Annotated in this window: 15 protein-coding genes; 10 read left to right on the forward strand and 5 right to left on the reverse strand. The window is 56.1% G+C overall.

From position 1 onward, the window contains the following. Window positions 1–108 precede the first annotated feature (108 nt). From B2589_RS07300 to B2589_RS07320, 5 genes are all read left to right on the forward strand, one after another. Window positions 109–2238, forward strand: coding sequence for a type VI secretion system Vgr family protein (locus B2589_RS07300; protein ID WP_286816105.1), 2130 nt, complete (start codon window positions 109–111; stop codon window positions 2236–2238). Then, on the forward strand, window positions 2235–5750 hold the full coding sequence (locus B2589_RS07305) for a toxin VasX (RefSeq protein ID WP_286816106.1): 3516 nt from the start codon (window positions 2235–2237) through the stop codon (window positions 5748–5750). Before B2589_RS07300 ends, B2589_RS07305 begins: the two co-directional genes overlap by 4 nt. Beyond that, on the forward strand, window positions 5747–6814 hold the full coding sequence (locus B2589_RS07310) for a hypothetical protein (RefSeq protein ID WP_286816108.1): 1068 nt from the start codon (window positions 5747–5749) through the stop codon (window positions 6812–6814). The genes B2589_RS07305 and B2589_RS07310 overlap by 4 nt, the downstream gene beginning before the upstream one ends. A 9-nt stretch (window positions 6815–6823) precedes the next feature. Next, complete coding sequence (locus B2589_RS07315) at window positions 6824–7897, forward strand: hypothetical protein (RefSeq protein WP_199457038.1); 1074 nt, start codon at window positions 6824–6826, stop codon at window positions 7895–7897. A gap of 365 nt (window positions 7898–8262) precedes the next feature. Continuing rightward, window positions 8263–8646 (forward strand): TA system antitoxin ParD family protein, encoded by a 384-nt coding sequence (locus tag B2589_RS07320; protein ID WP_199457037.1) that lies wholly within the window; start codon window positions 8263–8265, stop codon window positions 8644–8646. Here B2589_RS07320 and B2589_RS07325 read toward each other — a convergent pair. Further along, the gene (locus B2589_RS07325) at window positions 8635–9543 is read right to left on the reverse strand and encodes a DUF1853 family protein (RefSeq protein ID WP_286816110.1); all 909 of its coding nucleotides are present in this window, start codon (window positions 9541–9543) and stop codon (window positions 8635–8637) included. The genes B2589_RS07320 and B2589_RS07325 overlap by 12 nt on opposite strands. Window positions 9544–9601: 58 nt before the next feature. Here B2589_RS07325 and B2589_RS07330 point away from each other — a divergent pair, with 58 nt between their 5' ends. From B2589_RS07330 to B2589_RS07345, 4 genes are all read left to right on the forward strand, one after another. Further along, window positions 9602–10042 carry a VOC family protein gene (locus B2589_RS07330; protein WP_286816112.1) on the forward strand — a complete coding sequence of 147 codons (441 nt, stop codon included), beginning with the start codon at window positions 9602–9604 and terminating at the stop codon, window positions 10040–10042. 140 nt (window positions 10043–10182) lie between these two features. Beyond that, entirely contained in the window at window positions 10183–12780 is a 2598-nt protein-coding gene (locus tag B2589_RS07335) for a DUF6351 family protein (RefSeq protein ID WP_286816113.1), read from the forward strand. 151 nt (window positions 12781–12931) lie between these two features. Beyond that, window positions 12932–14338, forward strand: a complete 1407-nt coding sequence (locus B2589_RS07340) for a hypothetical protein (RefSeq protein WP_286816114.1) — start codon at window positions 12932–12934, stop codon at window positions 14336–14338. Continuing rightward, window positions 14310–14684 carry a hypothetical protein gene (locus B2589_RS07345; protein ID WP_022989854.1) on the forward strand — a complete coding sequence of 125 codons (375 nt, stop codon included), beginning with the start codon at window positions 14310–14312 and terminating at the stop codon, window positions 14682–14684. Before B2589_RS07340 ends, B2589_RS07345 begins: the two co-directional genes overlap by 29 nt. Window positions 14685–14753: 69 nt before the next feature. Here the strand turns inward: B2589_RS07345 and B2589_RS07350 are convergent, their stop codons facing one another. After that, complete coding sequence (locus B2589_RS07350; protein ID WP_058340195.1) at window positions 14754–15296, reverse strand: cold-shock protein; 543 nt, start codon at window positions 15294–15296, stop codon at window positions 14754–14756. Between the two features lie 156 nt (window positions 15297–15452). On the opposite strand from B2589_RS07350, the gene B2589_RS07355 reads away from it, so the two are divergent. Further along, complete coding sequence (locus B2589_RS07355) at window positions 15453–15671, forward strand: SlyX family protein (protein ID WP_022989856.1); 219 nt, start codon at window positions 15453–15455, stop codon at window positions 15669–15671. Between the two features lie 256 nt (window positions 15672–15927). Here the strand turns inward: B2589_RS07355 and dapE are convergent, their stop codons facing one another. The 3 genes from dapE to B2589_RS07370 are packed head-to-tail and all read right to left on the reverse strand — an operon-like array spanning window position 15928 to window position 18492. Continuing rightward, window positions 15928–17058, reverse strand: a complete 1131-nt coding sequence (gene dapE / locus B2589_RS07360) for a succinyl-diaminopimelate desuccinylase (protein WP_286816116.1) — start codon at window positions 17056–17058, stop codon at window positions 15928–15930. Window positions 17059–17068: 10 nt separating this feature from the next. After that, window positions 17069–18097: a 2,3,4,5-tetrahydropyridine-2,6-dicarboxylate N-succinyltransferase gene (dapD, locus tag B2589_RS07365; RefSeq protein WP_286816117.1), complete on the reverse strand. Its 1029-nt coding sequence runs from the start codon at window positions 18095–18097 to the stop codon at window positions 17069–17071. 53 nt (window positions 18098–18150) lie between these two features. Beyond that, a complete protein-coding gene (locus B2589_RS07370; RefSeq protein WP_286816118.1) occupies window positions 18151–18492 on the reverse strand; it encodes an ArsC family reductase in 342 nt (113 codons plus the stop codon). Window positions 18493–18697: the final 205 nt, after the last annotated feature.

Below are 18697 nucleotides of genomic sequence, written 5' to 3' on the forward strand. Positions count from 1 at the left end.
CTGCACGCGGGCAATCCCCGGCGGTTTGTAATCGCGGGACGGGTGGTTATAATCGGCGCTGCTCAGGACGAGTGAGTTATAACCATCTAAACTTCAGGGACCGAAGTCATGCCCCAGGCAAGCGGATTGCAGTTCACCGCCCGTGTAGGCGAATTCCCCTCTGATCACTTTTCGGTAGTTGGCTTCGCGCTGACCGAACAGCTGTCTTCTTTGTTTCATGGCCGGTTAGAGCTGGCCAGTACTGATCCCGATGTAGCGGCGGCTGACATTCTGGAACAACCGGTAGACCTGGTGGTTTGGCAGAATGGCCAGCCCCTGCGCCGCTTCACCGGTGTGGTGAACGAGTTTGTTCGTGGCAACACCGGCCACCGCCGAACCCGCTACGAAGTGGTCATCCAGCCGCCGTTATGGCGTCAGGGCCTGATGCACAACAGCCGCATCTTCCAGGCCCAGACCACCGAGGCCATCATACGTACCCTGCTCGAAGAGCGGGGCATTGTTGATACGGTCTTCGATTTCAAACGCCCCCCTGAAGAACGGGAATACTGCGTCCAGCACCGGGAAAGCGACCTGCAATTCCTGGAACGCCTGGCCGCCGAAGAAGGCTGGCACTACCGCTACCAGCACGGCAGCGTGGATAGTGAGGAACAACCAGCCCTGATCATTGCCGACCACCACGGCGATGCCCCGAAACTGGAACCTGTGACCTGCAACACCAAGGCCGGCGGTAGCACCCAACTAGCTTGCGTATTCAGCTTTGCCTACGAGGAAAAAATTCGTGTGTCCTCCGTAGCCATGAAGGACTACACCTTCAAGAATCCGGCCTACGCCCTGATGCACGAACACAGCGCGGGCGGTGTGAATCACCGTGAAGATTACCAGCACTACGACTACCCAGGCCGCTACAAAGCCGACGCCAGTGGCCAACCGTTCACCCAGGCCAGACTGGACGCCCTGAGAAGCGACGCAGCCCTCGCCAAGGGCACAAGTAACCGCCCGGACTTCGCTCCCGGTGCAAAGGTAGAACTGCAGGACCACGACAGCCAGAGCCTGAACCGGGAATGGCTGCTGACCGCCATCACCCACACCGGCAAACAGCCCCAGGCGATGGAAGAAGAAGGTGGCAGCGAACCCACCAGCTACCACAACGACTTCACCGCCATCCCGGCGGACAAAACCTGGCGTACCGTTTACAACTACCGCAAACACAAACCCGTGATGGACGGCCCCCAGATGGCGATCGTCACCGGTCCCGAGGGTGAAGAGATCCACTGCGACCAGTACGGCCGCGTCAAAGTCCGGTTCCCCTGGGACCGCTACTCAAAAAATGATGAACACAGCAGCGCCTGGTTACGCGTAGCTCAAGGCTGGGCTGGCGGCCAATACGGCTTTATGGCTCTACCCAGAATCGGCCACGAAGTGATCGTTTCCTTCCTGGACGGCGACCCGGACCAGCCCATCATCACCGGCCGAACCTACCACGCCACCAATACACCGCCGTACGCGCTGCCGGAACACAAAACCCGGACCACATTAAAAACCAAAACCCATAAGGGCGAGGGCAGCAACGAACTGCGGTTTGAAGACGAAGCTGGTGAAGAACAGATCTATATCCACGCCCAGAAAGACCTGGACCTGCTTACGGAAAACAATCGCACCGAAGTCATCAAGAACGACAGCCACCTGACGGTGGAGAACCACCAGTTCAGCCATCTAAAAGCCGCTGAACACTGTACGACCGACGGTGAAAGCCGGCTTTCCGTAGGCGCAGACTGCAGCCAGACCATCGCCGGCAGTTTCCACCAGAAAACCGGCCGCACCATGGCCTCGGAAGCCGGTACAGAAGTTCATCATAAAGCCGGTGCGAAAGTGGTGCTGGATGCCGGGGCGGAGCTGACGATTTCTGGTGGTGGGAGCTTTATCAAGCTGGACCCCAGTGGGGTTACCTTGAGTGGGCCGGGGATCAAGATTAATTCTGGGGGGAGTCCGGGGAATGGTTCAGGGCAAAGTTCTACTAATCCGGAACTACCAAACCTTGTTGGCAAAGATGGGACGGCAACGCCACAGCCTCCCGAACTGGCAATGGTCGGCCAGCGCAAAACTGCCTCTCCTGACCAGGTGGAGTTTGATCAGTTACCGAGCTCCGATCGAAAACTGATCATTGATGTGATTGGCGGGCATCTTGAGCGTGGCTCTGTGGAAGCGATTAAAGGGACTGATGGGGAGGAAACTGTATGACAGGTGCTGTGGATTTTGCAGATGAGTCCCGGGATCGCTCGATTCTAAGAAGAGCAGATTACGACGATACCGATCCTAAGGATCTCGTACTGACTGTGCCCAAGCGCGATGGCGGCAAGATCTCGATTCCTCTCCTGAAGCACGCAAGATCTAACATTGAGCGTGAAGATTACCAGGATAATACCCTCGTAAGGATTAAGCCCCTGGCAGAGATCGCCAGCAACTTACCTGTTAGACGTGGCTCCAATGCCCCCGTTTATCAAGGGAAAGGCGTAGCACTGTTGCGGCCTGGTTTTCTTTATATTTTCCGCGAAGACAAGCTCTGGCGAGAATTAGAGATCAGTCAGAACTCCCAATTCAGCGATATCGATCTTCAGGCAGTGCGGGCGGAGGTTGGTGACCCAGAATCTGGCTTGAGAATGGTGCGCCCATCAGCCGGACAGTGGTTGGACGATGTGCTTGTTCCAGTGTTTCTCCAGGGGCAAGCGGTGATGCACGATTTCCGTATGGCCTACAGTGAAATCCAGTGGGATTGGGCCTACATCCAAAAACTTGAAGAGAGTGCAGCGACTCGTAATGCAAGGACGACGGGTGTGGGTCACGCCTGGGCTGTCACATCGGTTGATTCGTTGAGTTTTGAAACCGGATTTCCTGCATCACGTGTTGAAGATGTTCCGAAACTGAGGCACAGGGATCTGGGCATTGAACTGATGATAGAGAATCCCTGCGACTTCGTGCTCAGTTTTGAAGGGCCGGGTGAAGACGAACTATGCAGCAAGCTCTCGAAGTTATTAGAGAGCAACGAGAAGCAGGCGAGGGAGTCGGCCCGGCGTGCGGCCTCTCGAAGCGAAGTAAAAGACCCGGTTGCTTACACTGAGCAATTGATGAATAACCCGCTTGAACTTGCACTGGAGGCAACCGCACCAGAGCCGGTGGATGGCAGTGACGAGGGGGAGGTGGCGAACATTCTTGACCTTTCCTGCCCCCCTGGAGCAGATCTTTTGCAGCATCTGCGCTCCCAGAAGGGGGTCGTTTGCGTGGCTATCCCGGACCCGTTGTTCAGGTTGCGCCATTCGTTGGCGCAGCTTCAATTGGCGCTTCACTATCTCGATGCTATTGATGTCTCCATACAGGAAAAGCCGCTGGTTCATTCGGCGATGCTGATACGTCAGACCTTATTCGATCCACAGGCATCTGACTCAAGCGATCAGATTGGAAAGCTGCGAGCAGCAGTAGATCAGGACAAGCTCAATCAAATCCTGGAGCATTCAGAACGCCAGATGATGCTTGAGAACATAACGGGGCATCTGCAGAAACTCGAAACACTGATTGAGAGCGGTGAGTTTGATTCAATCTGCGGTGATTACCTGTATCACACAGGGCTTGGCCCGTGTGAAGCATTCTCTCTGCATACAGGTCTGCTCGACCTCATTCAGCAATTACCCGGTATTTACAGGGCCCAGGGGGTGGTGGCACCCAGTATTCTATCTAGGTTGCTAAAGCAGGGATTGGACAAGAGTTCGATTATTGCGGCTTTGGCTAATGAAGGATGTGCAGAGGGAGAAGTATCACCGCTGCTGGCGCATTTAAAAGCTCTATCTAACAAGAACGACATGCTCACAGAACAGCATCTGACTGGCCTCGGCCTGTCAGCCATTAGCACCATTGCGCAGCAGTTAAAGCATGAGGAGGCTGATTCTGACACTAATGATGACGGCAATTCTTCTGTTTCTGTTGGCTCTGCCGGCACTGTTGCGGGAATGCTTGAAACTGCGCTGGGTGGCTGGAGTGGGGCTGTTCTTAAGGTCGCTGATCGTTTACGTGAAAGTGGCGACTTGACGGCCATCAAGCTGGAGCGGGTGTTTGCCGCAGTCAGTGAAGCGGCTGATATTGCGGATCCAAAACTCGGCGGCGAACTACGAGTGATGCGTAGGGATGCTGTAGACCTGACGCGCTTCAGCATTGTAGGTGTACATGGAAAAGGACTTTCGTTCGGGTTGACCGACGCGGACCTTCAGAGTGAGGCATTAACAAGACGCAACGATTACCTGTTTGCTGATCGGGTTGACGCGGCTGGTAAAAAAGTTGCTTCCACCAGTCCGGCAAGGCTTTCTGATGAGGTTGGCGAAGCTGTGGTGAAGGCGGCTGCCCACACCTGGGTGTTTGTGTTGCCGATTGATCATCCAGAAGCTCTAAAGTTCAGTGCGTGGAGATTTGATTGGGCTAATAAGGCTAAGGCTGTTGCGGACGGTCCTGGGTTGTCTCGAGTTTTGGTAGGTCTTGCCGCATTCAACCTCACTTCAGAAATATGGAGCCTTCTGAATGCAAACACCGAACAGCTGGGCTTGTCTTATTTGAAATCCTTCGGAGCCTTTCTTGATATATCGGCAGCATTAATGAAACTCCATGTAGCGACTTCACCAGCTTCTGGCACACTGGGTTCGAGGGTAATACTAAGACCGCTTTTCGAGATTAGATCTGTTCCACTTATCGGTTCTCTCATACAACAAAAACTCATGAGGGATGGAGCGAGTACCATTGTACGCTCTATGTCCTTGGTGAACTTCTTCGCGGCTGGCGTTATGGTGGCCGTAAGCGCGTGGGATTTTCGCAATAGCGTGAGTCGGGGAGACTTGGATGCCGCGCTTGGTCATGGATTAGCAGTGATTGGCGGCAGCCTTTTCGTATTCTCAAAGATAATGCATGGTTTGTTGTTTGTGCCCGGTTGGGGATGGGCTCTCTTTGGGTTGGGCCTCATTCTGGGTGGCAGTATATATGCCGCGATTGCGACTGATAGTGAGTTTGAGCAGGTGTTGAAAAGAGGGCCTCTGGGGATTGGTCCAAGTCATCCGGGACTTCAAGACAATGATGCATCGTACTATGCACAATTACTCAGCATGTTCGCGCCCCTAAGCGTTTCCGCAAAACGTTACAATGATTTGAGCGAGGCTGAAAAGGCAATGTTTTCGGATCGTCAGCCTTCACAAAATGACTATAGAGTAACGCTAACATCACCAGTAATCAGCAAGTTCAACCTTGGTCAAACTTCTCAAGGGAGCACCCAAGCCAGTGTCGGGAAGCAAAAGACAGGTTTGAGGCTCGGCATCCAAGAGCTCGAATATACCCACATCAATATCCAGACTTCTAAGACGTCCGCATGGAGCGTAGATCAGTATAATTTGACCCAAAATACCCCGTTGAAGAAAGTTAAAACTTGGGTTGCCGTGCCGGAACAAAATTCAGTGCATTTTCTGGTTGAGCGAAATCTAGTGGGAGGTGAAACCCGGGCGCATGGGTATATGGAAAAGCGTACCATTAGCCTGAGGGTTGTCTTACAGGCCCGTCTCGAAAGTGAAGTTGGGGAGTTCTGGTTTCCGACACCCGTACTAGATGAATACGAACCGTTCGACGCGGTGAAACATGAAACGCTTCCCGATAAGAAGCAACAGGTACTCAACCCATTCAATAATGATCCTGTACCGTATTGGATTATTAAAGAGGTTACCGTGTGAGTCAGAATGTTAACAACTTCGGTTATAAGAGCTGCGGAAGGCGGGACGATCATATTCCTTCCATTCCCGAACCTGTGAAAAGCAGAAGGCGCTTTGGGCAAGATCTACAACCTGTTGGCGATTATGCAGACGTTCAGCCTTTCTACCGAGTTTGTGAGGATGTGGGGGCTGTTCAACATCAGGACAAGAGTGACCCAGAGGTTTTTCATTCTGATGATTGGTGGTGGAATCAGCGTCGAATTCGTTTTCTCAGTGGCAAGGCATTCGTTGGTCTTTCAGCTTTACTGTTACTAATACCTTACGCTTGGGGCGGTCTAGTGCTCGTCGGTGGTGGGGTGTCGGCGATCTATTTGGCTAATTTAGTCGAACTCCCGAAGTTACTGAAGTTCGTGTTAATTCTTCTAGCTGGCTTTGGATGGATAGCGGCTTCTCTCTTCATCCTTATAAAAACCACACCTTGGGTCATGGGCGCTTTCGCCCTGCTACTCAGACCCTTTGACAAACTCCTCAGCAAGCTCCTGGACCGAGGCCTCGAAGCCGGAGAAAGCTACTTCAGTCGTGAGACGGGTGAAGTGAGCTTTGCGATGCCGGGCGGCAAGAAACTGACAGCACCCTTTGAGGAGTTCGATGCCTACGTGGAGCGAATCATTGAAGCCGGCGGTATCTTTTATCGCCTGATGTTCGTGCATCGCTATACCGCCAAAGAATTCAGCCAGACGTCCCTGAGCCGGGTCGAGCCCTCGAAGGAAGAGGTGATGGCGTTGTGGGACATGCTTCAACGCTACATGGACACCTCCCAGCCCCTACCTGATATGCCAAGACTGGAGCCGTTCCGGCATCTGGACCCGGTCACTGCGGAGCATGACCAGCGCATCGGGCGTAATCCCCGATTCTGGCGAGACCTGGATCTGGAAGCCTGGAAAAAAGGCGAAGGTGCTGAGTGGTTGAAGCGCCAGGTGGAGTATCCGTGGGATAAGCGCAAATGCAAACTTACGCCGCAACTGGGCAAGATATCGATGGAAGAATACCGCAAACTACGACCGGCCGAGGCTTGGCCGATTTGAGTGGCATGGATGACTGAAAAGAAACAGCGGTCCGGAGTGAGCGACACGGCCTTCAGGGCGATGGAGATCGGGCCCTTGCCGATCTCGCCAAAAGAACGAACACGAGTTGGCGACGAGCTGCAGCCGTATGGTGCGTACGCGAACCTTAACCCATACCACAGAACCGTGGAGGATATTGATACCGTTCAGTCCAGTGAACGAGACGATCCAGAATTCTATAAGGAACACTGGTGGTGGGATCACCAGCGATTGCGTTTCCTCAATGAAAAAACGGGGCTTAAATTTTTAATATTGCTGTTGCCATTTACCTGGATATTCACACTTCTTATCGGGGGGGTGGCTTTAGTTGGTTGGAGTGTAATTAGTGTTTCTGACCATTTTGAGTTGCCAGCCTTTCTTTTCATGTTATTGCTCTTAGTATTGGTGCCATCGTGGATTTTCTTTGCATTCTGGATCATTCCCAGCACTACCAACTGGCTTATGACCAACGTCGTTGGAGCTATCCTGAAACCATTCGAGAAAACCCTGGAAAAGAAGTTGGACGAAACCCTGGAAGATGGCTGCAGCGAGTTCAACCGGGTCACCGGGCAGGTAAAGTTCGCCCTGGGCAAGGGACGTTCTTTTGAGGCACCGTTTGTGGAGTTCGATGCCTACGTGGAGCGAGTGGTCCAGCGGGGCGGTATCTTCTACCGGCTGATGTTCGTGCATCGTTACACCCAGAAGCAATTCAACAAAACCTCCCTGAGCAACATTGAAGCAGAGAAAACTGAGGTGCTGGCCCTGTGGGATATGTTGCAACGCTACATGGACGTCACCCAACCCCTGCCAGACATGCCCCGGTTGGAGCCGTTTCGCCACCTGGACCCGGTGACCGCCAAGTACGACCAGACTACTAGCCGTAACCCCCGCTACTGGCGAGACCTCGATCTGGAGGACTGGCAGAAGGGAGAGGGCGCGGAGATATTGAAAAAGCAGCGGCAGTATGCGTGGGGCCGCAGGCAATGCAGAGTCACTCCGCAATTGGGCAGCGTGGATATGCCCACCTATCGCCAAAGTCGGCCTGAAACAGCCTGTGTTGTGTAAAGCCCTCCTTCAGGTTTTGGTTGGAACTCGAATGGCTACGTTTGCCCACTGAGGAATAGTTTTGTGCTGAAACCCAACCAGGTCAGCGTATGAATGCACAACAGCCCGTGTCCTGTTTTTCAGACACTGCATTTCGGGCAACTGAGATTGGGCCCTTGCCAAAATCCCCCAAAGAGCGAGCAAGGGTTGGAGAGGACCCCGCAACTGGGCAAGATTTCGATGGGTGAATACAGAAAACTACGCCCGGCTGATGCCTGGCCGATTTAAAGGCCCTTATTGCCCCCGTGGTTCCCTTTCGTGTTGCAAAATGCAACACCTGTAGTAATCCGTGCATACGGTTAGCTGAAAACATTCAGGAGGGCACCATGGCGACAGCAATTCGAATTGACGACAAGCTGATCCGTGAAGCATCAGCGGAGGCGCAGATTCAACGTCGCTCGACGCCCAAGCAGATCGAATACTGGGCGGAGATTGGGAGGGTTGTGGCTGGAGAGGTCTCAGCAGAGGATCTGATTTCCATTGTGCAGGGTAATCGCCGGGTGAGGGTAGAGCCGTTAGTTCCAGAGCCGGTGTCCAGTGATGACTTATGGGCTGAGGTTGATGCGGCTCGTGACTCGGGTGAGCTTGCTAAGGCTATCGCTCACAGTCGAACAGTATATCAGTGCTCGATAGACCCGCCCGGCTATCTCGAAGCCATTCACCCTGACGGTACTCGTGAATTAGTGCAATCTTTCTCGTCAAGCAAATGAGGCCAAAGGCCACTCCCCCGGCACCACAAACCACCGCCCCCTCTCAACCCAACACCCAAGCCCCGGTTGCCACTCCACCCGAGCAAACAACACCGGCACGCCCTTAGCCTCCACAAACTCCAGCGCCTCCCGGGCAGCTCGAACATCAGGCTGCTCATTCTGCCTCCAGTGCCCAATCCAATGGGGCTTTTTCAACGGCACCCAGCCGGTCAGGTCGGAGTTCTCCAACTCGCGGGCATAGCACCAGCGCCCTTGCAAATGCTCCGTCGGCACGTAATCCGGCAGTTCCACTCGATCACCGGGATAGAACAGGTAACCCGGCATAAACACTTTCGGGGTAATGGCCTCTGAAATCCCCAGCTCTGCCAGCAACGCCTGAGCCTCCACCCGCTGCGCCATGGGGCTTTGGTGGTTCAGTATTCGGTCTGCTTTCAGGTCCAGCCGGTCCTTTGCGTTGGGGCCGTACCATCGGGTGCCGGTTTCGCCTTCGTTCACGCCCAGATAGTATTTAATGGCGATCTCGTGGTGTTCCAGGCAACCGGTCTGGCGGTTACGCACTACGAAGTCCAGCTCGCCAATGGTTCGGTTATCGGCTTTGATTTGCTGGTTCTTCAGTAACAGCTCCCACCCCAGCAAGTCCTTCAGAAGCACTTCATACAAGCGCTCAAAGTAATGGCCTAACCGGCGCTCTGCGGGCTGGGCTAGCCTTGCGGGCATGGCTTCCGGTTGTTGGTCCCAGTGCTGCAATCTTTCCAGGTAGTTGTCAGGTAACCATTGCGGCGGATAGAAAGACACAGGGGCTTCGAGCAATTGGGGTGCAGTACACAGCCAGGCCAGGTGGCGCACGGCGGGTGTCTGAAAGCTGAGGAGGGTTTCGGTATCTGCGTTTGTCGTCATGGCCCGAGAATAACGTAAACTGTGGTGGTTTAAGAGCCATTAAATTCAGGAGCCAGCCATGCAATACCTGCATACGATGATTCGAGTCAGCAATCTGGACGACACCCTCCATTTCTTCTGCGACCTGCTGGGTATGGTGGAAATCTCCCGTAAAGACAGCGAGCAGGGCCGCTTTACACTGGTGTTCCTGGCCGCTCCGGAAGACGAAGCCCATGCCCGGGAAAATCAGGCACCGATGGTGGAGTTGACCTACAACTGGGATCCGGAGGAATACACCGGCGGCCGTAATTTCGGGCACCTGGCATTTCGGGTGGAGAACATCTACGAGCTGTGCGAAAAGCTCCAGGCCAATGGCGTAACCATAAATCGCCCGCCCCGTGATGGTCGCATGGCCTTTATCCGCACGCCGGATAATATCTCCATTGAGCTGTTGCAGAAAGGTGATGCACTGGAGCCTCAGGAGCCCTGGGCCAGCATGGGTAACACCGGTATCTGGTAAACAGTGTTGTGAGACGTAGTTCACACTTTTGACGCCGCCCCCGGGCGGAGTTACCAAAGCCAGTTCATATAACGCCCGCTTATCATTTGTTGACTTTTGCACCTTCGGGTACACAAACAACAACAAATGAGGTGGCCGTTATGTTCTCCAGAAATGCACTGGTAGCAGCCGTTGTCCTTGCCCTGGCCGGTTGCGGTGGTTCTGGTTCGGATTCCGCATCAGTGTCGTCCGGCACAGGTTCGGAAACTGCCCAACCCGCAAAACCCGGTGGCCCCAGAGCGCTGCCAGAGGGCGAGGGCGAAATCCGGGTGCTGTCTAACCGGGCAGACCTGATCAGTGGCGGTGACGCGCTGGTGGAGGTTGTGGCGGAAAACCTGCAGGATGCCCGGGTATTCCTGAATGATGAGGATATCACCGGGCAGTTTCAGGAAGCTGGAGAAGGTGCATGGCGTGGCCTGGTTAACGGCCTCAAGCTCGGCAGTAACACGCTGGAAGTGTTGCTGGAACGCGGCAAAAGCCGGATTGCCACCAGTATTACCAACCACCCAAAGGGTGGTCCGGTTTTCTCCGGCCCCCAGGTTCAGCCCTGGAACTGTACTAACGCGGCGGCAGTAGACGAGGCCTGCAATCAGTCACCGGAGTTCAGTTTTAAATACGTACCCGCAGAGCAACTCACCCGGCTGTTCACCGAATTTGACCCGGAGGATCCGGGCCTGCCGGATGCCTTCTTGCCATACGACCCTGAAAACCCGCCTGCCGATGAAGATATTGCCACTATCACCACTGATGAAGGCATGGAGTTGCCGTTCATTGTGCGGGTAGAGACGGGTGTGCTGAACCGCGACCGCTATCAGGTCATGTCACTCTATCAGCCCGGTGAGGAATGGACGGCACTGGCCCCCCAGGAGCAGTGGAACGGTAAGGTTCTGGTTCACCACGGTGGGAACGTGGGGGTGAGCTACGGCATGGGCAACCCTCCGAATGGCGATGTGTCGGGCCTGACCAACGGCAACGAGCTGTTGCTTGGCGACAGTATTTCAGTGGCCCTGGCCCGTGGCTTCGTTACCCTTTCCACTGCGCAGTCTAACCTGGGGCATAACGCTAACCTGGTGACGGCAGCTGAATCCCTGGTGATGGCCAAGGAGCATATCGTCGAGCAGTACGGGCCGATTCGCTACACCATCGGTACCGGTTGCTCCGGAGGCGCAATTGCCCAGCAACATGTTGCTAATGCCTATCCCGGTATCTATCAGGGCCTGATCGTCCAGTGCTCCTATCCGGATGTCTGGACAACCGCTACCCAGTTTGCGGATTACAACCTGATCAGCAATTACCTTGGCTTGCAGGCACCGGAAAGCCCGGAGGGTGCCCCGGGGTTCTTTGAAGGGTTGCTGAACAATGGCCTGCTGCCCACGCAGTGGCCGTTTCTGTATGGCCACTTGCCCATCAATCCAGTGGTTTCGGACCTGGCATTTTTCCCTGCCGCGTACCCGGACCAGGAGGATTGTCCGAAACTGCCTGATGGCGTTGACGTGTATCACCCGGAAGAGCGGCCGGGCGGTCTTCGCTGCGGCTTGATCGATTATATGAAGAGCCAGTTTGGTGAGCGGTCTCCGGAAGTCTGGTCGCCAAATGAGCAGCTTCTGGGGTATGGCTTTGGTGGCATCCCACTGAATAACGAGGGCGTACAGTATGGCCTTCGGGCACTTCAGGAGGGATTGATCAGCGGGCAGCAATTCCTGGACCTGAACCGTGAAATCGGTGGCTTCAACGTTGATATCGATTACCAGCCCGGGCGCACCCGCGGAGACTTTCAGGCGATCACCAATGCCTACCGGACCGGCGCGATCAACACCGGGGAAAACTTCGAAGGCGTGCCGATTATTGACCTGCGTGGGCCGGATCCCGGTTTAGCCCACGATGCCTACCACTCCTGGCAGACCCGTGCCCGTATAGAGGCAGTGCAGGGGCACTCCCTCAACCATGTGATCTGGTACGGTGCCTTCCCCATTGCCGGTGATACGGTGTTTACCACGGAAGCACTCATGGTGATGGACCAGTGGCTGGCGGGTATAGAGCAGGATGAACAGGGTGGCGAGTTGCCGGAAAAACTGGTTCGAAACCGCCCGGACACTGCCCGGGATCGTTGTCTCTCTTTGTCTGGAGTAACGGCTGACTCCGGTCTGGTGCTGCCGTTGACGGGCGGCTTGCTCTACCCGGATCCGGTTGTTCCGGGGCTGGAGTATTTGCCCACCTTGCCGCCGGAAGTCGGTCAGATTCTGGATGTTGCAACTGGCCAGGTGTGCGGTTTGGACCTGGGAGACCTTGGGTTGCCGCCCCTGGTGACCGATCTTCTGGCACCCATTACCGAGCCTGTCGTTGAGTTGCAGGCGTTGCTGGTGCAAACCCGCTTCGGCACCCCGCGCACCGTTGCCGGCGATGATATCCGTACCCTGAACAACAAGTGTCAGCTGAAACCGGTCGATCCGGCCGATTACCCTGTCAATCTGACAACCGGAGTGCTGAATTCTGAAAACTTCGCCAGGCGCGTGGCAGAGATCTTCCCCAACGGCGTTTGTGATTACAGCAAGCCGCCGGTAGGGCAGGTGCCTACGCAAGTCTGGTTGCAGTACGGCAACTCGGAGCAAGTTGTCTACGGAGGGGAGCCGTTACCTGAGTCGGAAACGGCCGTGAGCGGCTGGGCTTCGGATGCCTTTGAGGTCACCCTCTCGCAGTGAGATAGCCCGGAGCAACGACAAATCCTTGCGCCAGTCATCAAAACTGTCGGCTTGTCGTTGCTCCGGTTCTCCCGGGCCTCTAGAATTTGCGACCGTTTTCACAATCGCATCAGGATGATGCGCCTCTCATGACCAAGGAAGGAGTTGCCGAATGGATGATTGGCAAGCTTGCCTGTCTCCGGCCTGCCAGAGTGCAGTGGTTCAGGCCCGGGACAGCGTCGACCGCCGCGGCGGTTCGGTAATCACTGCAGAAGATTTCCTGTTGGCGTTGCTGGACGCGATTCCGGACATCGCCCCGTTTCTCAAGCGCCAGGGTGTCGACCTGGACGAACTGGTGCGCACCATTCAGGGCGAACAGCCGATCGTTACCGAAGTCCGGGGTGATGGCGACCTGTCTTCCCAGCTGATTTACTGGATTTCCGGAGCCCGGGAGACTTATGGGGTGTCCTGGCTCGAGTGGCCGCACCTGCTCAGGCAGTTGGCGTCGGGTGCTGAACGGCTGCAGGACAAAGCCTATGTGGCGGTGCTGGAACTGGTCAGCCATTGGCCGGCGCAGCATGAGGAACCACCGGCACCGGTTGTCGGCGTGGATCAGGACATTACTCCCTTAACGGTTACCGATCCGGCCTGGCTCGAGTTGGCAGAAGAAGTGGTGGTCATCACCGCAGCCAACTCCCGGGCGCTGATCTGGCTGAAGGGCGATGCCGGGTCCGGTAAAACCAGTTGGTTGAGTGTGCTGAAGTCTATGCCCGGTTTTCTCTGGGTTCAGGTGGACCCCCGACGGCAGGCCGAGATTATGGCGTCAGACCAGCCTGTCGCACCAACAGCTGAAGCCGGCCCGCTGCACTGGCCTGCCCTGATGTTGGACAACGTGTCTCCTGCCGGGTTGCTGGAGCTGATTCAGCAGCCGGATGGTGTAGTGCATGAGCTGGTTACTGGCTGGCAGGGCCCGGTACTTCTGTTGTCTGAAGATAACGGCGATTCAGGTGCGCCGGAGCGATTGGCTCAGTCGCTGGGCCGGGCCATCGATTCGCTTATGATGCCGGAGATGAGTGCAACCCAGCGCAAGGCCATCCTGATGGCGCACCAGCCGGCAATTGAGAAACGGTGGAACATCCAGCTGTCTTCGGCAGCAGTAGACTATGCCAGCTCCCGGAACAGCAGGATGGTTGCGCGGCCCGGTGGCATGCTGGAGTGGGTGCGCCGGGCGGCAGCGCGGCTTGACCTGTTTGCCAGTCGGGGGCCACTGGGCGCCCTGGCGGTTGCAGGCCAGCAGGATGCGCTTCGGCGCCAGTCGTTGGTGGCGCTGGCGAGGGGTGATGACTGGGCGGTTTCCGAGCAGGAGCTGGCCCGGTTATCGATCCAGCAGGCGGCCGCCGAAGTCGGCTGGCATGAACGTCAGCGTTCTGGAACCCTGCGGCGCCTTCTGGCGGAAGATCTGCGTGAGGAACTCGAACGATGGGTTGCAGGCAAGCCCGGGCCGGTTCACTATGTGCTGCATTGTGAACAACAGCATGGAGAATCCTCGGGTGCAGGATCTGGAAATCTATATTCGTGACCTTGAGTCGGGCGCGGTGTCGCGCTGGCTGGAAGGCCAGCTTGACCAGTTACAGCTGGATGATTCTGACGTGTCATCGGTGGCGAAGGGTACGGCTTCCTTCAACGGCGCTCGTCTTCGCATCAGTTTGTACCCCGGTGCCTTTGGCAAACGATTTACCTCTCTGGTACTGGAGGGTGAAGACCTGCCCTGGAACAGTGATCTGGAATGCGCCCGAAGTGCCTGGCGGGCGATGGAGGGTGAGATCCGTTGCAGTCTGGGTGACTGGAAAGAAGGCGATCCGGTAGAGGATGAAAAGTGGTGGCGGTTGGATCACCGGGGTGAGCAGCAGGTGGTGTGGAACTGACAGTTCGACCACCCATATAACGCAAAAAGGCAGCCAACTGGCTGCCTTTTTGCTGTCTTCAGAGCAGAATTATTCGCTCAGGATAGACACGTTGTCGGCTTGCAGGCCTTTGTCAGCTTCAACCACGTTGAAGCGAACCAGCTGGCCCTGGCGCAGAACACGACGGCCTCGGCCACGGATGGCGCGGAAATGTACGAAGATTTCGTCGCCACTGTCACGAACGATAAAGCCGAAGCCCTTCTTCACGTTGAACCATTTGACGGTGCCCTCTTCGTTGCCTTCCGGGGTGCTGTCGTCAAAATCGTCTTCGTCGTCATCGTAGGTGTTGGCAGGCTGGCTGGCACGGGCCGGACGGCTTTGGCTGCGGGCATTGTTTGCGGTTGCAGGCTGCTTGCCGGCCAGTGCAATTGCCAGGAAGCCGGCAACGGCGAAAAGAACGAAGGCAATGATGTAGGCGGCAATGCCACCGCTGGCGCCCAGGGCCTCAAGGCCTTCGCCAATGGCGAGCAGGCGCAGGGGGTCCGGAGTGGTGGTAAGCAGAAGGCCCAGTATAAACGGTGCCGGAATCGCGATCAGAACAGCAACGAGGATCGCCTTGGCTGGATTACGCATTGGCTGATTATTCTCCATGATTTTACAGTAACGATAAAAAGCCGGGCATCAGGTAACATGGCATGTCCGGCCGATGAGCGCCGCCTGGCCAGAAACCCGGCTGTGGCGGTAAAAGGCGGCATGATACCAGATTACTGAAAGGGCTGACCAAACCTCATGAGCAAAAACACCCTCGAAGACAGAATTGCGGAACTGGAAATGCGACTTGCGTTCCAGGATGACGTGATTAATACCCTGAGTGAGCAGGTGGCCAGGCAGGAAATGGATATTCGGGAGCTGTGGGATGCCAAGAAGACGCTGCACAAGCAGCTGAAGGATATTTCGCCGTCCAATATCCGGCCGGAGGAGCAGGAGGTGCCGCCTCCTCACTACTGATTCCGTAGTCGCCCGCTGGCTCTGGGGGGGGTAGCCGCCGCTTGTCATGTTTTAGCCACGGAAGGACACGGAAGGACACGGAAAAATGAAAAGATAAAGACGGTTTTGCCACGAAATCCACGAAAGAACACGAAAGGAAAGACAAAGACGTTTTGGTTTTTAATCCCTCATCTTTGTTCGTGTTTTTTAGTGGATTTCGTGGCAAGAAAAATCTTTTAAGCTCTTTCTTTTTCCGTGTCCTTCCGTGGCAAAAAAATCACCCCAGCAGTTCCACCAGTATCTGCTCGTAAATCTCTGACAGGGTATCCAGATCGTCAGCCTTCACGCATTCGTCCACTTTGTGGATGGTGGCGTTGATGGGGCCGAGTTCGACGACCTGGGAGCCGGTGGGGGCGATGAAGCGGCCATCTGAGGTGCCACCGGAGGTGGAAAGCTCGGTTTCGCGGCCGGTGACGGTGCGGATGGCGTTCTGGCTGGCAGACACGAGGGCGCCTTTGTCGGTCAGGAAGGGCCGGCCGCTGAGGTGCCATTGCAGGTCGTACTTGAGGTTGTGGCGGTCCAGGATGGCCACGACACGCTCTTCCAGGCTTTCTGCGGTGTTCTCCGTGCAGTAGCGGAAGTTGAAGTGCACCAGGCATTCCCCGGGAATGATGTTGCTGCCAACACCGGACTCAATGCGGGTAATCTGGAACGTGGTCGGCGGGAAGAAATCGTTACCGTTGTCCCAGAATTCCTTTGCCAGGGCATCCAGTGCCGGTGCCACGGTGTGCACCGGGTTCTCCGCCATGTGCGGGTAGGCTACGTGGCCCTGTACCCCGTGTACGGTCAGGTAGCCGTGCAGGGAGCCACGGCGACCATTCTTGATGACGTCACCCACCTGGTGCGTACTGGACGGCTCGCCGATCAGGCACCAGTCCATTTTCTCGTTCCGGGCTTCCAGGGTTTCCACCACCTTTACCGTGCCATCCTGGGCCGGGCCTTCTTCGTCGCTGGTGATCAGCAACGCGATAGAGCCCCGGTGGTTCGGGTTGTTCGCCACAAAGCGTTCGCAGGCGGTTACGAAGGCGGCCAGGCTGCCTTTCATATCCGCAGCGCCCCGGCCGTACAGGTAACCATCTTTGATCACCGGCTCAAACGGCGCGTGGGCCCAGTTCTTCTCCGGCCCGGTCGGCACCACATCGGTATGGCCGGCAAAGGCCAGCACAGGCCCCTCTGAACCCTTGCGTGCCCAGAGGTTGTCGGTGTCACCAAACCGCATGTTCTCGCCAGCAAAGCCCAGAGGTGCCAGGCGTGACATCATCAACTCCTGACAGCCAGCATCGTCTGGAGTGACCGACGGACGGCTGATGAGGTCCATGGCGAGTTCTAGGGTAGGGGACAGGGACATGTGACGGCCTTTAGTTGTTAGCGTGCAGTTCTTCGTTCAGTTCAATCGCGGTTTTGTTGGTCTTGCACTCGACCGCGCCGGTCAGGCTGTTGCGGCGGAACAGCAGGTCGTTCTTGCCGGCCAGGTCGCGGGCTTTGATGACTTCTACCAGATCGTTGTTGTCGTCCAGCAGGTTCACCTTGGTGCCGGCGGTGATGTACAGGCCAGCTTCAACCGTGCAGCGGTCGCCCAGGGGGATACCGATGCCGGCGTTGGCGCCCAGCAGGCAGTTTTCGCCTACGGAGATGATGATGTTACCGCCGCCAGACAGGGTGCCCATCGTGGAGCAGCCGCCGCCCAGGTCGGAGCCCTTGCCGATGATCACGCCGGCGGAGATGCGGCCTTCGATCATGCTGGTGCCTTCGGTACCGGCGTTGAAGTTGATGAAACCTTCGTGCATTACGGTAGTGCCTTCGCCCACGTAGGCGCCCAGACGAACCCGGGATGTGTCGGCGATGCGCACGCCCTTGGGTACTACGTAATCGGTCATCTGCGGGAACTTGTCTACGGATTTTACTTCCAGGGTGCGGCCTTCAATACGGGCTTGCAGCTGGCGCTCCGGCAGCTCATTCAGGTCGATGGCACCTTCGTTGGTCCAGGCCAGGTTCGGCAGCAGGCCGAAAATGCCGTCCAGCTTCAGGGTGTGTGGCCTGGCCAGGCGATGGGAAATCAGGTGCAGCTTCAGGTACACCTCGGGGGTGCTGGAGGCGGTGTCGTCTGTCGCCAGTACGGTAACCACCACCGGGCGCTTGCTGTTGGCGGCCTGCTCGGCCAGCCTGGCCTGCTCGGTCTGGCCCAGCTGGCGCAGGGCGTTAGCAAACTGGCTCAGCTGCTCGGCGCCGACTTCGATGGCCTGGTTGCCGCCTTTGTAGTCCAGCGCGGTTTCAACCACGTCGATCAGGTCTTTGCCTGGGGTCATGATCGGCTGCTGGTAGTAAACCTCCAGCCACTCGCCCTGGTTGTTCTGGCTGCCGATGCCAATGCCGAATGCAAAACTCATCTGATCTGCTCCTGTACTAAAAATTAAAGAATGTTTTCCGTGGCCGAAAAAAGTCAGTCAGTCCACGCAGCCCACTGGTCTGCGTTAAAGCCCACGCTTACCTCGTCGCCCCGTTCAACCACCGGGCGTTTGATGATGGAGGTGTTCTCCAGCATGATCTGGTGGGCACTTTGGGCGCTAATGGTATCACGAACCTCATCGGGAAGTTTCCGCCAGGTGGTGCCGCGTTTGTTGATCAGCGCCTCCCAGCCAATGGCCTGTTCCCACTGGCTCAGCTTCTCGCTGGAGAGGCCGTCTTTCTTGAAGTCGTGGAACTCGTAGGCGGTGCCGTTTTCGTCCAGCCACTTGCGGGCTTTTTTGACGGTGTCGCAGTTTTTGATGCCGTATAGTTTCATGGTTTAGGGCCTTTTTTTGCCACGGAATCCACGGAAGGACACGGAAAGAAAAGACGAAAAGATTATTTTTGCCACGAAATCCACTAAAAAACACGAACAAAGATGACGGATAAAAACTAAAAAATTCTTTGTCTTTCCTTTCGTGTTCTTTCGTGGATTTCGTGGCAAAACCGTCTTTATCTTTTCATTTTTCCGTGTCCTTCCG

Source organism: Marinobacter sp. UBA3607 (genome assembly GCF_002375525.1).
Lineage (GTDB): Bacteria > Pseudomonadota > Gammaproteobacteria > Pseudomonadales > Oleiphilaceae > Marinobacter > Marinobacter vinifirmus.

Bases quoted from the DNA above. Each gene is read 5' to 3' on its own strand.
- B2589_RS07330 (WP_286816112.1), top strand. From the start codon at position 9,602: ATGCAATACCTGCATACGATGATTCGAGTCAGCAATCTGGACGACACC.
- B2589_RS07370 (WP_286816118.1), bottom strand. From the start codon at position 18,492: ATGAAACTATACGGCATCAAAAACTGCGACACCGTCAAAAAAGCCCGC.
- B2589_RS07340 (WP_286816114.1), top strand. From the start codon at position 12,932: ATGGATGATTGGCAAGCTTGCCTGTCTCCGGCCTGCCAGAGTGCAGTG.
- B2589_RS07320 (WP_199457037.1), top strand. From the start codon at position 8,263: ATGGCGACAGCAATTCGAATTGACGACAAGCTGATCCGTGAAGCATCA.
- B2589_RS07300 (WP_286816105.1), top strand. From the start codon at position 109: ATGCCCCAGGCAAGCGGATTGCAGTTCACCGCCCGTGTAGGCGAATTC.
- dapE (WP_286816116.1), bottom strand. From the start codon at position 17,058: ATGTCCCTGTCCCCTACCCTAGAACTCGCCATGGACCTCATCAGCCGT.
- dapD (WP_286816117.1), bottom strand. From the start codon at position 18,097: ATGAGTTTTGCATTCGGCATTGGCATCGGCAGCCAGAACAACCAGGGC.
- B2589_RS07325 (WP_286816110.1), bottom strand. From the start codon at position 9,543: ATGACGACAAACGCAGATACCGAAACCCTCCTCAGCTTTCAGACACCC.
- B2589_RS07350 (WP_058340195.1), bottom strand. From the start codon at position 15,296: ATGCGTAATCCAGCCAAGGCGATCCTCGTTGCTGTTCTGATCGCGATT.
- B2589_RS07305 (WP_286816106.1), top strand. From the start codon at position 2,235: ATGACAGGTGCTGTGGATTTTGCAGATGAGTCCCGGGATCGCTCGATT.
- B2589_RS07355 (WP_022989856.1), top strand. From the start codon at position 15,453: ATGAGCAAAAACACCCTCGAAGACAGAATTGCGGAACTGGAAATGCGA.
- B2589_RS07335 (WP_286816113.1), top strand. From the start codon at position 10,183: ATGTTCTCCAGAAATGCACTGGTAGCAGCCGTTGTCCTTGCCCTGGCC.
- B2589_RS07315 (WP_199457038.1), top strand. From the start codon at position 6,824: ATGACTGAAAAGAAACAGCGGTCCGGAGTGAGCGACACGGCCTTCAGG.